Genomic DNA, 13,397 nt, shown 5'->3' on the forward strand with positions numbered 1-13,397 from the left:
CCTCACCCCGGCAACACCGCCAAAAGTGGCTGAAACGCCTGCGCGAGGATCGCTGCCACCACACCGTAAACCGCCAGCCACAATCGCCGCTCCAGCCGCTCCAAGGCCGCCTCGGTGCGCTCCAACCGCTCGGTCATCGCGCGGGTCTGAAACTCTGAAACCCGCTCATGCGCCTCCATTCGCAGCCCCGGCGCACAGTCGAACGCCTCGAACCCATAGCGCGGCGGCGGCACTCCCCGCTCAGCCATTGACCTCCTCCGCCGCCAGTGCAGGCAAGCCCAAAAGGCTGCGCTTTTCTCCATCGCTCAGAAAGTCTGCCCCACTCACCCGTGCCCATTGCGCATCACGTTCCGCTGCCAGCGCCGGCACCTGATCCAGATCGGGGACAAGATCCAACGCCTCACCGCTCATCCGCCCCAGCCAGGCCGATACCGTCGCAGCCACCCGCATGGCCAAAGGCAACACCGTCAGCCGATAAAACGCACGGTTGGCCTCCTGATAATTCGCGAATGTCGCATCGCCAGGAATACCGAGCAGCATCGGCGGCACGCCGAAGGCCAGCGCAATCTCGCGCGCCGCGCTCTCCTTGGTCTTCTGGAATTCCATGTCCGATGGGCTGAACCCCATCGGCTTCCAATCCAGCCCGCCCTCTAACAGCATCGGTCGCCCGGCATTGCGCGCGCCCTGATGATGCGCCTCCATCTCGCTGACCAGCCGGTCATATTGATCGCCAGACATCGCCCCCTGTCCCTCCGGCCCCTTATAGACAATCGCACCCGAGGGGCGCGCCGCATTGTCCAAAAGCGCCTTCGACCAGCGGCTTGCCGAATTATGCACATCCACCGCCTGCGCCGCCGCCTGCAATGGCGACAGCCCATAATGGTCGTCCTGAGGGTGAAAGGTCTTGATATGACAGACGCAAGGAACGCCCTCGCGCACATCGAACCGATGCTTGCGCCCCGCCACGGCATATTCATAGGCCACGGGCCAGCCATCCGCCCCCGGCACCACGCTCATCCGGTCAGAGCGCAGCACATGCAGTTCCAACGGAATGCCCCCCGCGCCCACCGCCTCGATATAGGCATTGCCCGTCAACAAAAGCTGGCCATAAAGCGCCTCAAAAAGCTCCGCCCGCCCCTGCGCCGGATTGGGGCATTTGATCAGGCTCAGCACAGGATGGACGGCAAAGCGCTGCTCAGAATTCTGCAACACCAGCGGCAGCGCCGCCGCCGCCTCAGCAATCATCTTCACACAACGAAACCCCACCGGATTTCCCGAAAACCCGGTGCGCGTCAGGCTGACGGTATCGCGCGGGCTCCAGGCCACACGCCCCGCGCCATGCCACGCCATCACACGGCCAGCCGCGCTTGCCTTTTGTTCGGGTGCCGCGTCGGGGGCACCGCCCCCTTGCCGGAAAAAATCCAGTATCATCGCGTTACTCTCCTTGATCCCGCTGACGCCGGGCCTCTTGCCCGCTTGAGAGGCATCAGACCGTCAAAGGTTTAAGGAAAGTAAACCAGACCGAGCGGGCCAGCGCTCAGACCCCCAAAGCCTCGCGCAACTCCGCCAGACGCGAGCGGCTGACAGGCGTGGTAACGTCTTGCCCGCCAAGGCGAAAATAGCACAGCCCATTGTCCTTACGCCGCTCGAAATGCGAGACATGCGCCGGATTGACCAGATAGCTGCGATGCACCTTAAGGAACGGACCGGGACTCAACCGCCGCTCGGCCTCGGTGATTGACCACGTGCAAAAATGCTTGTTGGCCCCGGTATAGAGCAGCGTGTAATGCCCCTCGGCCCGCAAAAACGCCACATCACGCGCATCGATGAAATGGGTCTGCCCGTGGTGCTCATAGGGAATGCGCTGCAAGACTTGGACGGGTTTGACCTCTGCCTCAACAGGCAAAGCCCCCTCCGCTTTGGCCCCCTGCGCCAGAAACGTGACCCCCGTCAGCAAGAACGCCCCGCACAGAACAAACGAACTGACCAGCACCCCCAGCGCCAAAACCTCATTGCCCATCAAGGGGCCGATCTCCTGCGCCGTTGGCACTGCCACAAACCGTGTGCCGAACACCGCCGCGAAATGCACAAGGAACACGGCAAAGCCAAACGCCAATGTGCCCAGCAGAATATTGCGTGGCCGCCGCTGACCATAGGCCACCCAAATCGCCGCCACGCTCAGCCCACAGGCCGCCAGCACCGCAAACACCACCCCCGGCAGCGTGTAAACCGCCCGGCAAAGCTGTAGCCCAGACATGCCCAGATAATGCATCGCCACAATGCCAAGACCGATGACACAGCCCGCCGCCGTCAGGCTAGCCCGCGTGCGCGGATAGAAATGCAAGAGCAGCAGCGCCGCCCCCACCATCAGGATTGCAATCAGCGCCGATCCCAGCGTGATCATCGCATCGTAATAAATCGGGATCGGCAGTTGCAGCCCCAGCATCGCCACGAAATGCATCGACCAGATGCCACCACCCAGCGCAATCGCCGCCAAGGTCACGGAAAGTTTACGCATCGCTACGGGTTGCGCCGCAATGCCACGGGTCAGCGAAAACCCGGTAAAGGCTGCCACAAGCGACACGCTCAGTGACGCAACGACCAACCAGAGATTATGCGAATACTCCAGAAATTCCATGTCGACCCAACGGCTTGAGCATACCGCAAGAGCACCGGCAACCGCCGCCGCGCTCTTCCTCAATTTTGCTCGGATCGTATGTCGCGGCCGCTCTCCTTACAAGGCTCTTGACCTCACAGGCTAAGCGCCAGTTTGCGCCCATCGTGAAACGCCTGCGCCGCCAGCCGTGGGGCATGGGCATCGCCAATCAGCGCCGCCGAAATGCCCAGATCAGCCAATCCGTGACGCAGGCTCACATCCGCCCGATTGGTCGTCGCCAACACCAGACTATCCGCCGCCACATGAGACCGCGCGCCGGTCAAAAGGTCCACCACCTCGGCCCCGCCGTTCTGCCAGCCAGTGATGGCGCTCTCGGTCCAAAACCGCACGCCCAGCGCCGCCAGACGCCGCCTGAGCGGCACATCGGCGGCAGACCGCTCCAATTCGCGCCCGACAACGGCCTGTGGCGTCACGATCACCACCTGATGCCCCGCCTCGGCCAGATGCCAGGCGGTGCCACCCCCCCGCCAATTGCCGCCCTCATCCAGCACGATCACCCGGGGCCCCAGCCGCGCCGCGCGCCCCATCACATCCTCGACCGGCCAGACATTCCCATCAAGGCCGGGCAATTCCGCGACCTGCGGTATCGCCTTTTGAAACCCGGTGCCCGCAGGCAAAGACCCGGTGGCGAGGATCACCTGATCCACCCCCATCGCAGCAATCTCGCCCGCGTCCAGATAGCTGTTAAAGTGCATCTCGACGCCCAAGCGCTCCAACTGCCGCGCATACCAGCCCAGCAGGTCCAAAATCTGCGCCCGCCTTGGCTGCAACCCCGCCAACCGGAACTGCCCGCCCAACTCCGGCCCGGCCTCATGCAGACACACCCGGTGCCCGCGCTCTGCCGCCACCCGCGCGGCCTCCAGCCCCGCAGGCCCAGCGCCCACAACCAGCACAGTATGGACCTGCTCCGCCGGGCGGAACCGATCACCGCCCCATTGATGCTCCCATCCCACCGACGGGTTGATCAGGCAGGAAATCCAGTAATCCCGGCTGCGCCGCCCCCAGCATTGCTGATTGCACGAAATGCAGCCCCGCACATCTTCGGGGCGCCCCGCCTCGGCCTTGGCCACCAGATGTGGATCGGCGATCTGCCCGCGCACGATCGAGACCATGTCGGCCTCGCCTGCGCCCAGCACCGTATTGGCATTCTCGGGCGTGCGAATATGGCTTTCCGCCGTCACCAAGGCATGTCGCACCACGCCCTTTAGCCGCGCCGCCAGATCAACCCCCAGCTTTTCAGGATATAGAAATGTCGGCATCAAGGGATGATAATCCAGATAGCTGCCTGACCCGCAGGTCACATAATCCATCAACCCTTCGGCATCATGCAACGCCACAACCTCCGCCATGGCCTCATGCCCCAGCGTCGCCTCGACGGTCGAACCATCACTCACCGACAGTCCGACAATAAACCCCGGCCCACAGGCCGCCCGCACCCTGCGCAGGATTTCGCGCGAAAACCGCGTGCGGTTCTCAAGGCTGCCGCCCCACTCATCGTCCCGCGTGTTCGACATCGGCGTCCAGAACTGATCCAGCAGACAATGATAGGCGGCCCAGACCTCGACCCCGTCAAACCCGGCTTTCTGACAGCGCAGCGCCGCCGCTACAAAGCTCTCGATGATCTCCTCGATTTCCGCGCCGCTCATCTCGTGACTGCCGTCACTGTCATGCCAGCTTGGCCCGCCCGAGGGCGACCATGCCGCGTGCCAGCTATTGTCCTGATCGCCATGCGCGCCCACGTGATAAAGCTGCTGCACCACCACTGCGCCATGCCGTTTGACGGCCTGCGTCAGCTTGGCAAAGGCCGGGATCACCTCATCCGAGGAATGCCGGAAATTGCCCCGCGTCAACACGGCGGTGCGATGCACCGGCATCGGCTCAACGACAATCATCGCAGCCCCGCCAATGGCCCGCTCTTCGTAATAGGCAATATGCCGCGCGCCCGGCAGACCGTCCTCGGCCATATTCGTCGTATGCGCCCCAAACACCACCCGATTACGCAGGACATGCCCCGCCAGCACAGCAGGGCGAAACACATGCGAAAACGCACTCATCCCTTGTCCGCCAAACGGTCCAGACCCTCGCTCAACACCGCGCGCATCCCCGCACTCTCCATATGCTGCCTGAGGCGCTGATTATATCCGCCCTTCGTGTTGAGCGCGTCCAGCATTGGCTGACACGCCCCGCTCATCAGGCTGCTTCCCACCAGATGCCGCAAAAACGCCTCGCCCCCGCAAAGCCACTCCGCCGCACCGCTGACCATCTGCACCGCGGGCGACAATACCGCTTGCGCACATAGATACGCCTCCAACTCCGCCCGGTCCCGCAAGCTGTAAACCGTGTTGGCAGGCGCAAAAAGCGCCTCGATCACCGCAACCTTACCCAGCGCCAGAATGGGTGATCCACCCTGCGCAATCCCCGGATAGGGCAGCATCACCGCCTCGGCCCGCGCCGGGGCCACCAACGCCGCCACCTCTTCCAGCGGCATCCCCGCCATAAAGGACACCACCCGCTGATCTGCCCGAAACCGCAGCGTTCCCAAAACCTCTGCCGCAATCTCCGCCATAAGCCCAAGAAACACGACCTCGCTCGCGTCCACTACAGGCTGATTGGACGCGACGGTCACATTGGTAAAATCCCCCGCCAGCCGCGCCGCTCGCCCAGCATTGCGCTCTGATACCGCGATCTCATGCCCCTCAGGGGCCAGCGCCCGCACCACCGCCTCGGAAATGGTGCCGGTGCCCAGAAACCCCAGCCGCACGTCAGATATCCTTCATCAGCCGCAGCGCATCATAAATCGCTGCATGGGTATTGCGCGACGACACCGCATCGCCAATCCGAAACAACTGGAACGCGCCCTCGGGATTGCTGTCAACCGCCTGCGCATCTCCGGCAATCAGCGCATCCTGATCCACCTCACCCAGATTGCGCGACAGGGGCTTCAGTTCGAAGTAAAGATCATCCAGCGGCAGCGTACCATAATTCACCACCACCTGATCATAGGTCTTCTCAGAGGTGAACTTACTATAATCCGTGCCGATCTTTGCCTTCAGCCGGTTGCCGTCCCGCGTCACATCCAAAAGCCGCCGCGTCACGGTAAAGGCTACATCCTTGTCCTGCAGGCTGTGCATGTACGGCACCAGATTCATCGCCATGATATCGGGCGCAAAGACCCGGTCCGGTGTCATCACCTCAACGCTCGCCCCGGCATTGGCCGCAACCTCTGCCGCCATCAACCCCGGATGATCGCCACTCTCGTCATAGATAAGGACAGTCTGCCCCGGCTTCACATCGCCCGAAATCAAATCCCAAGCCGTGACAACCAACTCTTGCTCTTTGCCACTTTCAAAAAGCTCGCGATTGGGCAGGCCCCCTGTCGCCACAATCACCACATCGGGGTTAAGGGCGGTCACATCCTCGGCCTCGGCGACTGTGTTGAAGTGAAAGACCACATCGCGCGCCGCGCATTGCGCCATACGCCAGTCGATGATGCTGATCATCTCGCGCCGACGAGGATTAAGCGCGGTCAGCCGGATTTGCCCCCCCGGATCGGGCTGCGCCTCGAACACGGTCACATCATGGCCGCGCTCTGCAGCCACGCGCGCCGCCTCCAGCCCCGCAGGCCCCGCGCCGACAATCACAACCTTTTTGCGTGTCTCAGCCGGGCTAATCTCATGCGGCATGGTCAATTCACGGCCCGTGGCGGCGTTGTGAATGCACAGCGCCTCACCTGCGGCATAAATCCGGTCCAGACAGAAGGTCGCGCCGACACAGGGCCGAATATCCGCTTCGCGCCCCTCGATGATTTTGCGCACGATATGCGGGTCCGCCATATGCGCCCGCGTCATGCCAACCATATCCAAAAGCCCCGCTTGGATCGCGTGCCGCGCAGTTGCCACATCGGGGATCTTGGCGGCGTGGAACGTGGGCATGCCTGTCGCCGCCCTGACCGCCCCCGCGAAATCCAAATGCGGCGCAGATCGCATCCCCTGCACCGGAATCACATCGGTCATCGCCGGATCGGTATGAATACGCCCCCGGATCACATTAAGGAAATCGACCATGCCAGTCGCCGCCAGCCGCTTGGAAATCTCCAACCCCTCCTCGGGCGTGATCCCCCCCGCCTCGGCCTCATCCGCCGTATAGCGTAGACCTACGATGAACTCAGTGCCCACCCGCTTGCGAATGGCCGCCAGCACATCCAAAAGCAGCTTCATCCGGGTCTCAAGGCTCTGCCCACCATAGGGCCCGTCCAGATCATTGGTCAGCGGCGACCAGAACTGATCAAGAAGATGGCCATACACCTGCAACTCGATCCCATCCATGCCCCCCTCTTTCATCCGCTCCGTGGCATCGACGAAATCCGTAATGATGCGCGCAATATCCCAATCCTCCGCCAGCTTGGGAAAGGCCCGGTGCGCGGGTTCGCGATGCTTGGTCGAGGACACAGACGGCAACCAATCCCCTTTGGACCAGCCCGTGCGCCGCCCCAGATGCGTAAGCTGGATCATGACCGCACAGCCATGCTCGTGACAGGCATCGGTCAACTGCCGGATATAGGGCACCACCTCGTCCTTATAGGCGAGGACATTGTTGAATACCGGCGGGCTGTCCTTGGACACAGCCGCCGACCCTGCGGTCATCGCCAGCGCCACGCCCGCCTTTGCACGCTCGGCGTGATAGGCGGTATAGCGCGCCTTGGGCATGCCCTCTTCGGGATAGGCCGGTTCATGGCTCGTGGTCATGATCCGGTTCTTCAGCGTCAGATGCTTGAGTTGATAGGGTTGCAGCAGCGGGTCACGCGACATGGGCGTTGCCTTTCGTCAATTCGTTTCAATACCAGGCGTCGGCCATCTCGGATTTGCGCTGCGCGATGAAATCGCAGAGCGCCCCATCAATGCCCGCGTCAAGCGGTGGCGCCTCATACGTCGCCAACACCGCTTTCCATGCGCCATTGGCGCGCGTCATCGCATCGACGCCCCCCGCCTCCGACCATGTCTCATAGGTGGTGTTGTCGTCCAGCCCGCTATCCCAATAGGCGGTCTCGTAATGGCGCAGGGTATGGGCACAGCCAAACATGTGCTCTCCCGGCCCCTTCTCGGCCAAGGCCTCGAAGGCCAGCGTATCCTCGTTGACCTCCAACCCCTTAAGCCACGCATGCAGCGCGCCGCACATATCCATATCCAACATCAGCTTTTCATAGGACATCGACAGCAACCCATCGAGGAACCCTGCCGAATGCAGGATGAAATTGGCCCCGCCATTCACTGCCGACATCATCGACATCATGGCCTGCGTCATCGCCTGCCCGTCCGGCAATTTTGAGGTGCTGAAATTGCCCGCACAACGCAACGGCATTTTCAGCCGCCGCGCGATCTGCCCCATCACCAGCGATCCCAACGCAGGCTCGGGCGTGCCGAACGTGGGTGATCCGGTGCGCAGCGACATCGACGACAGGAAACTGCCCAGAATTGCCGGTGCCCCGGGCCGCACCAATTGCGTCAGCGCACATCCCACCATGCTTTCGGCCAGACATTGCGCAATCGCCCCCGGCATGGTCAGCGGCGATACAGCGCCCCCCAACAGAAACGGCAGATGGATGGAGCCCTGACCGGCAGCCGCATAGGCGCGAATACCCCGCGTGCTCACCCCATCCCAGACCAAGGGCGAGGTCGAATTGAAATTGCCCATGATCACGCAATGGCTGTCGACATACTCCGCCCCAAACAGGATGCGGCACATCTCGATACTATCCTCAGCCCGCTCCGGCGCGGTGATCGAGCCCAGAAAGGCCCGGTCCGAATAGCGCATGTGCGCGTAAACCATATCCAGATGCCGCTTGTTCACCGGAATATCCGTCGGCTCACAGATCGTGCCGCCCGAATGATGCAGCCAGGGCGAGGATTGCGCCAGCTTGATCAGGTTCTGGAAATCCTCAATCGTGCCATAGCGCCGCCCCTTGTCCAGATCCATCACGAAGGGCGACCCATAGGCGGGTGCAAACACCATCGACTTGCCGCCGATCCGCACCGATTTGGCCGGATTGCGCGCATGCTGTGTGAATTCCGCCGGAGCAGTGGCCAAAAGACCCCGGATCAACCCCGGCTCAAACGTGACATTCCACGCCTCTGGCCCCACCTCGCGCGCCTTGCCCCCGGCCTGCTGAAACAATCGCACTGTCTCTGGGTCTTCGCGAAATTCGATCCCGATTTCGGCCAGAATTCGATCTGCGGTGGCGATAATCGCCTCTAACGATTCCTCTGACGCGATGTCATGGGTGGGAATACCCCGCGTGATATAGGGAACATGCAGCGGGTTCACCCCGGCCCCCGCCCCGGTGCCCCGGCGCACCTGCATGGCGGCGCGCCCGCCGCGCGCCCGACGCGCAAGTGGAACAGGCGTATCACAGGAAATTTCAGTAGGTATCGCGTGCGGCATGTGCCTGATCCTGGGCTGGCCGGAACTACGCCGGCGGTGGCATCAAAACTTTATCGACACTACTGTCGAGAAAATCAACTAACCTGTCAAGATATTTGCCAGCCCCCGAAAAAGCGTCTAGTCTTGGGCAATGAACCGCACCCAAACCAACCACCGCGCCAAACCCGCCCCCGATCCCGCCACCCGCGGGTCCGAGGATCTGTGGCTGGGTGCCGCCTATGAGGTGCTCGTCACCGCCGGGGTGGATGCGGTCAAGGTGATGCCTCTGGCGCACATGCTTGGCCTGTCACGCACCAGTTTTTATTGGCACTTCAAGGATCGAGAGGCGCTGCTTTCCGCCCTTCTCGACCGCTGGGAGGCGCAGAACACCGGCAATCTTGTCGCCCGCACCGAAGCCTATGCAGACTCGATCAACGAGGCGCTCTACAATCTCTTCGACTGCTGGCTTACCCGCGAGCTGTTTGATTCCCGCCTTGATTTCGCGATCCGCAACTGGGCGCTTGGGGATCCGGTGGTCAAGGCCAAGCTGCAACGCACCGATGAAACCCGCATCACCGCCATCCGTGCCATGTTCGCGCGATTCGGCTACGCCCCCGATCACGCCGACACCCGCGCCCATACCGTCTATTACACCCAGATCGGCTATATTTCGATGATGGTGGCCGAACCCCGCGATATCCGCATCGCCCGCATGCCCGCCTATGTCGAGAATTTCTCGGGCCACGCCCCGGCCCCCGCCGAAACCGCCCGCTTCATGGCCCGCCATACCTCAGCCTGATCCAATCCGCTGCCATCTGGACCTTTTGCCAAAGCTGTGGAAAGGATTAAGCACCGCCTTCTGGGGGACCAAGGGCAATCCGGGACGGACCAAACCGCCCGACATCAGGGAGAGATGACATATGACATTCAAGACACTGGCCATCGCAGGCGCGCTCAGCCTTGCCGCCGCCACCGCGCAGGCTGATATCAAGGTCGGCATGATCACCACGCTATCAGGCGGCGGCGCAGGGCTCGGCATTGACGTGCGCGATGGCTTCATGCTGGCGCTAGAGCAATCGGGACGCAGCGATATCGAGGTGATCATCGAGGACGATCAGCAAAAACCCGACATCGCCGTGCAACTCTCGGACAAGATGATCCAATCCGACAAGGTCGATGTGATGACTGGCATCATCTGGTCCAACCTCGCCATGGCGGTGGTGCCCGGTGCCGTGGCCCAAGGCAAATTCTACCTCTCGCCCAATGCGGGCCCCTCGGCGCTGGCGGGGCAAGGTTGCCTGCCCAACTATTTCAACGTCGCCTGGCAGAACGACAACCTGCACGAGGCCGCGGGGGCCTATGCCAATGACGCAGGCTATAAAAACAGCTTCATCCTCGCGCCCAACTACCCGGCAGGTCAGGACGCGCTGACCGGCTACAAACGGTTCTACAAGGGCGAATTGGCGGGTGAAATCTACACCCAACTCGGCCAGACCGATTACGCCGCCGAAATCGCCCAAATCCGCGCGAGCGGCGCTGACTCTGTGTTCTTCTTCCTGCCCGGCGGCATGGGCATCTCCTTCCTCAAGCAATATGCCGACAGCGGTGTCGGCCTGCCCGTGGTCGGCCCCGCCTTCAGCTTTGACCAAGGCATCCTTCAGGCCGTGGGCGACGCGGCCCTTGGCGTGGTCAACACATCGCAATGGTCCAAGGACATCGACAACGCAACCAACGCCGCTTTTGTCGCCAGCTTTCAGGAAAAATATGGCCGCCTGCCCTCGCTCTACGCAAGCCAAGGCTTTGACACTGCCAATCTCCTGATTTCCGCATTGGACACAGCGCAACCCTCGGATGCTGACGCCTTCCGCGCCGCCCTCAAAGCGGCCGATTTCGCCAGCACGCGCGGCGATTTCGCCTTTGGCAACAACCATCACCCGATCCAGGACATCTATGTTCGCGAGGTGATCAAAGAGGGCGACGTCTACACCAACAAGATCATTGGCGTGGCGCTAGAGGATCACGTCGACGCCTACGCCGCAGAGTGCAAGATGTAACACGCCTTTGGCCGGGCCGCCCATGGCCCGGCCACCCTCTGCATGTCGCTCTGACCCCGGTGCATGGTCGTTTGCCACCTTTCCCCCACATCAAACTCGCGGCATAGAAAGATATGACCGACTCGCACCACCCCACTCTCCCCTCGCTGCCCGGCACCGACTGGCCCCGGATGGAACCCGGCTGGGTTTGGCTCTGTGGCGCGGGCCCCGGCGATCCCGGCCTTCTGACACTGCACGCACTCAATGCCCTGCAACAGGCCGATGTGGTGATCTATGACGCGCTGGTGCAGGACTGCATCCTCGACTGGGCACCGCAGGCCCGCCATATCTATGCGGGCAAACGCGGCGGCAAACCTTCGGCCAAGCAGCGCGATATTTCCCTGCAACTCGTTGATCTCGCCCGCGAAGGCCTGCGCGTGCTGCGCCTCAAGGGGGGCGACCCCTTTGTCTTTGGGCGCGGCGGCGAAGAGGCGCAGACGCTGGTGCAGCACGGCGTGCCCATCCGCATCATTCCGGGCATCAGCGCCGGTATCGGCGGGTTGGCCTATGCGGGCATTCCCGTGACACACCGCGATGTGAACCAATCCGTGACCTTCGTAACAGGCCACGACCAGTCCGGGCACACCCCTTCCTCGCTGAATTGGCAGGCGATTGCGCAGGGCAGTCAGGTCATCGTGATCTACATGGGTATGAAGCACGCAGGCCAGATCAGCGCGGCGCTTCTGGATGCAGGCCGCCCCTTGGATGAGCCCTGCGCCGTCGTCTCCTCCGCCACCACCCCAGATCAGCGCGTGCTGGAAACCACCCTTGGACAGCTTGCCGCCGATATCGAGACAAGCGGGTTCGAGCCGCCTGCGATCCTCTGCATCGGACGCTCCGTGCTCATGCGCCAAGTGCTTGACTGGCAGGGGATGCTGGCCGGTGCCGCCCCGCGTGATCTTGATCCGCTCGGGCGCGGCCTGCCCGCCGAGACCGCATGCGGGGGCTGATCCTCGCTGCACCCTCGTCGGGCGCGGGGAAAACCACGCTCACCCTCGCCCTTCTGCGCTTCTTGTCTCGCGAGGGGCTGCCCGTGCGCGGTGCGAAATCCGGCCCCGATTACATCGACCCCCGCTTTCACGAGGCCGCCTGCGGGGCGCCTTGCCCCAATCTCGACGCTTGGGCCATGACGCCCGACCGCCTGCGCAGCCTCGCGGCGGGCCAAGGTCTGCTGATCATCGAGGGGGCCATGGGCCTCTTCGATGGCGCACCGCCCGATGGGCGCGGCGCTGTGGCCGATCTCGCGCGGCATCTCAGCCTGCCCGTGGTGCTGGTGGTCGATGCAGGCCGCATGGCAGGCTCTATCGCGCCGCTTGTAGCAGGCTTTGCAGGCTTTGACGCCCGCGTGCGCGTGTCAGGCGTGATGCTCAACAATGTTGGCTCTGACCGGCACGAAGCGATGCTGCGCCGCGCCCTCGCCCCCCTTGGCCTGCCCGTATTGGCCGCCCTCCGCCGCAACCCGGCGCTGGCGCAACCCTCGCGCCATCTGGGTCTGGTCCAGGCCAGCGAGCGCCCTGATTTGCACCAGTTCCTCGACACCGCCGCCGACGCGCTCGCCATGACACTCGACCGCGAAACGCTGCTCGCACTCGCCGCCCCTTTGCCCGACGCCCAAGCGGCCCCACGCCTCACCCCTCCGGCTCAGGTGATCGCCGTGGCCCAAGACCCCGCCTTTGGCTTTGCCTATCCGCATATGCTGGCCGATTGGCAGGCAGCAGGTGCCGAAATCCGTCCCTTTTCCCCACTGGCCAACGAACCCGTGCCACAAGCAGAGTTCATCTTTCTTCCCGGCGGCTACCCGGAACTGCACGCAGGTCAGATCGCCGCCAATCAGATTTTCATGCAAAGCCTCAAGAACGCCGCGCAAACCTCAGATATATATGGAGAATGCGGTGGATACATGGTTCTAGGCGACAGCCTGACCGATGCCAGCGGCACCCGGCACACCATGGCTGGCTTGTTGCCGCTAGACACGAGCTTTGCCACCCGCCGTCTCCATCTCGGCTACCGCCATCTTGCGGCGCACACCGGCCCATTTCCAGGCACATGGGCCGCGCATGAATTCCACTATGCCACCACCCTGCGCGCGGATGGCCCAACGCTGTTCACCGCAACAGACGCCGAAGGCACAGAGCTGCCCCCGATGGGCCTCCACTCGGGCCGGGTGAGCGGCTCTTTCGCGCATCTCATCGACCGCGCCTGAATTACGC

General features: G+C 62.9%; 11 protein-coding genes. 4 read left to right on the forward strand and 7 right to left on the reverse strand.

All coding sequences use genetic code 11. The annotated features are described in order from the left end of the window. Window positions 1–2: 2 nt before the first annotated feature. The 7 genes from RAK1035_RS17200 to RAK1035_RS17230 all read right to left on the reverse strand — a co-directional run bounded on the left by RAK1035_RS17200 (window position 3) and on the right by RAK1035_RS17230 (window position 9,034). Window positions 3–248: a GTA head formation protein, RCAP_rcc01685 family gene (locus RAK1035_RS17200; RefSeq protein ID WP_008282348.1), complete on the reverse strand. Its 246-nt coding sequence runs from the start codon at window positions 246–248 to the stop codon at window positions 3–5. Further along, window positions 241–1,431, reverse strand: coding sequence for a phage portal protein (locus tag RAK1035_RS17205; protein ID WP_008282349.1), 1,191 nt, complete (start codon window positions 1,429–1,431; stop codon window positions 241–243). The genes RAK1035_RS17200 and RAK1035_RS17205 overlap by 8 nt, the downstream gene beginning before the upstream one ends. 106 nt (window positions 1,432–1,537) lie before the next feature. Further along, window positions 1,538–2,638 (reverse strand): MHYT domain-containing protein, encoded by a 1,101-nt coding sequence (locus tag RAK1035_RS17210; protein ID WP_008282350.1) that lies wholly within the window; start codon window positions 2,636–2,638, stop codon window positions 1,538–1,540. 113 nt (window positions 2,639–2,751) lie between these two features. After that, entirely contained in the window at window positions 2,752–4,731 is a 1,980-nt protein-coding gene (locus RAK1035_RS17215; RefSeq protein ID WP_008282351.1) for an oxidoreductase, read from the reverse strand. After that, window positions 4,728–5,438, reverse strand: coding sequence for an NAD(P)-binding domain-containing protein (locus tag RAK1035_RS17220; RefSeq protein WP_008282352.1), 711 nt, complete (start codon window positions 5,436–5,438; stop codon window positions 4,728–4,730). The genes RAK1035_RS17215 and RAK1035_RS17220 overlap by 4 nt, the downstream gene beginning before the upstream one ends. Before the next feature lies 1 nt (window position 5,439). Continuing rightward, window positions 5,440–7,485: an NADH:flavin oxidoreductase gene (locus RAK1035_RS17225; protein ID WP_008282353.1), complete on the reverse strand. Its 2,046-nt coding sequence runs from the start codon at window positions 7,483–7,485 to the stop codon at window positions 5,440–5,442. Window positions 7,486–7,510: 25 nt separating this feature from the next. Next, window positions 7,511–9,034, reverse strand: a complete 1,524-nt coding sequence (locus RAK1035_RS17230) for a trimethylamine methyltransferase family protein (protein ID WP_008282354.1) — start codon at window positions 9,032–9,034, stop codon at window positions 7,511–7,513. Window positions 9,035–9,245: 211 nt separating this feature from the next. Between RAK1035_RS17230 and RAK1035_RS17235 the strand changes: the two genes are divergently transcribed. The 4 genes from RAK1035_RS17235 to RAK1035_RS17250 all read left to right on the forward strand — a co-directional run bounded on the left by RAK1035_RS17235 (window position 9,246) and on the right by RAK1035_RS17250 (window position 13,390). Then, window positions 9,246–9,893 carry a TetR/AcrR family transcriptional regulator gene (locus tag RAK1035_RS17235; protein WP_008282355.1) on the forward strand — a complete coding sequence of 216 codons (648 nt, stop codon included), beginning with the start codon at window positions 9,246–9,248 and terminating at the stop codon, window positions 9,891–9,893. A 121-nt stretch (window positions 9,894–10,014) separates the two neighbouring features. Beyond that, entirely contained in the window at window positions 10,015–11,148 is a 1,134-nt protein-coding gene (locus RAK1035_RS17240; RefSeq protein ID WP_008282356.1) for an ABC transporter substrate-binding protein, read from the forward strand. 113 nt (window positions 11,149–11,261) lie between these two features. Next, the gene (gene cobA, locus RAK1035_RS17245) at window positions 11,262–12,137 is read left to right on the forward strand and encodes a uroporphyrinogen-III C-methyltransferase (protein WP_008282357.1); all 876 of its coding nucleotides are present in this window, start codon (window positions 11,262–11,264) and stop codon (window positions 12,135–12,137) included. After that, window positions 12,125–13,390 (forward strand): cobyrinate a,c-diamide synthase, encoded by a 1,266-nt coding sequence (locus RAK1035_RS17250; RefSeq protein WP_008282358.1) that lies wholly within the window; start codon window positions 12,125–12,127, stop codon window positions 13,388–13,390. Before cobA ends, RAK1035_RS17250 begins: the two co-directional genes overlap by 13 nt. Window positions 13,391–13,397: the final 7 nt, after the last annotated feature.

The sequence above is a fragment of the Roseovarius sp. AK1035 genome (genome assembly GCF_003288315.1).
GTDB lineage: Bacteria > Pseudomonadota > Alphaproteobacteria > Rhodobacterales > Rhodobacteraceae > Roseovarius > Roseovarius mucosus_A.

What these genes read in the sequence shown, in the direction of transcription:
- RAK1035_RS17235 (WP_008282355.1), top strand. Translation starts at nt 9,246, where the DNA reads ATGAACCGCACCCAAACCAACCACCGCGCCAAACCCGCCCCCGATCCC.
- RAK1035_RS17205 (WP_008282349.1), bottom strand. Translation starts at nt 1,431, where the DNA reads ATGATACTGGATTTTTTCCGGCAAGGGGGCGGTGCCCCCGACGCGGCA.
- RAK1035_RS17225 (WP_008282353.1), bottom strand. Translation starts at nt 7,485, where the DNA reads ATGTCGCGTGACCCGCTGCTGCAACCCTATCAACTCAAGCATCTGACG.
- RAK1035_RS17240 (WP_008282356.1), top strand. Translation starts at nt 10,015, where the DNA reads ATGACATTCAAGACACTGGCCATCGCAGGCGCGCTCAGCCTTGCCGCC.
- RAK1035_RS17230 (WP_008282354.1), bottom strand. Translation starts at nt 9,034, where the DNA reads ATGCAGGTGCGCCGGGGCACCGGGGCGGGGGCCGGGGTGAACCCGCTG.
- RAK1035_RS17200 (WP_008282348.1), bottom strand. Translation starts at nt 248, where the DNA reads ATGGCTGAGCGGGGAGTGCCGCCGCCGCGCTATGGGTTCGAGGCGTTC.
- RAK1035_RS17210 (WP_008282350.1), bottom strand. Translation starts at nt 2,638, where the DNA reads ATGGAATTTCTGGAGTATTCGCATAATCTCTGGTTGGTCGTTGCGTCA.
- cobA (WP_008282357.1), top strand. Translation starts at nt 11,262, where the DNA reads ATGACCGACTCGCACCACCCCACTCTCCCCTCGCTGCCCGGCACCGAC.
- RAK1035_RS17250 (WP_008282358.1), top strand. Translation starts at nt 12,125, where the DNA reads ATGCGGGGGCTGATCCTCGCTGCACCCTCGTCGGGCGCGGGGAAAACC.
- RAK1035_RS17215 (WP_008282351.1), bottom strand. Translation starts at nt 4,731, where the DNA reads ATGAGTGCGTTTTCGCATGTGTTTCGCCCTGCTGTGCTGGCGGGGCAT.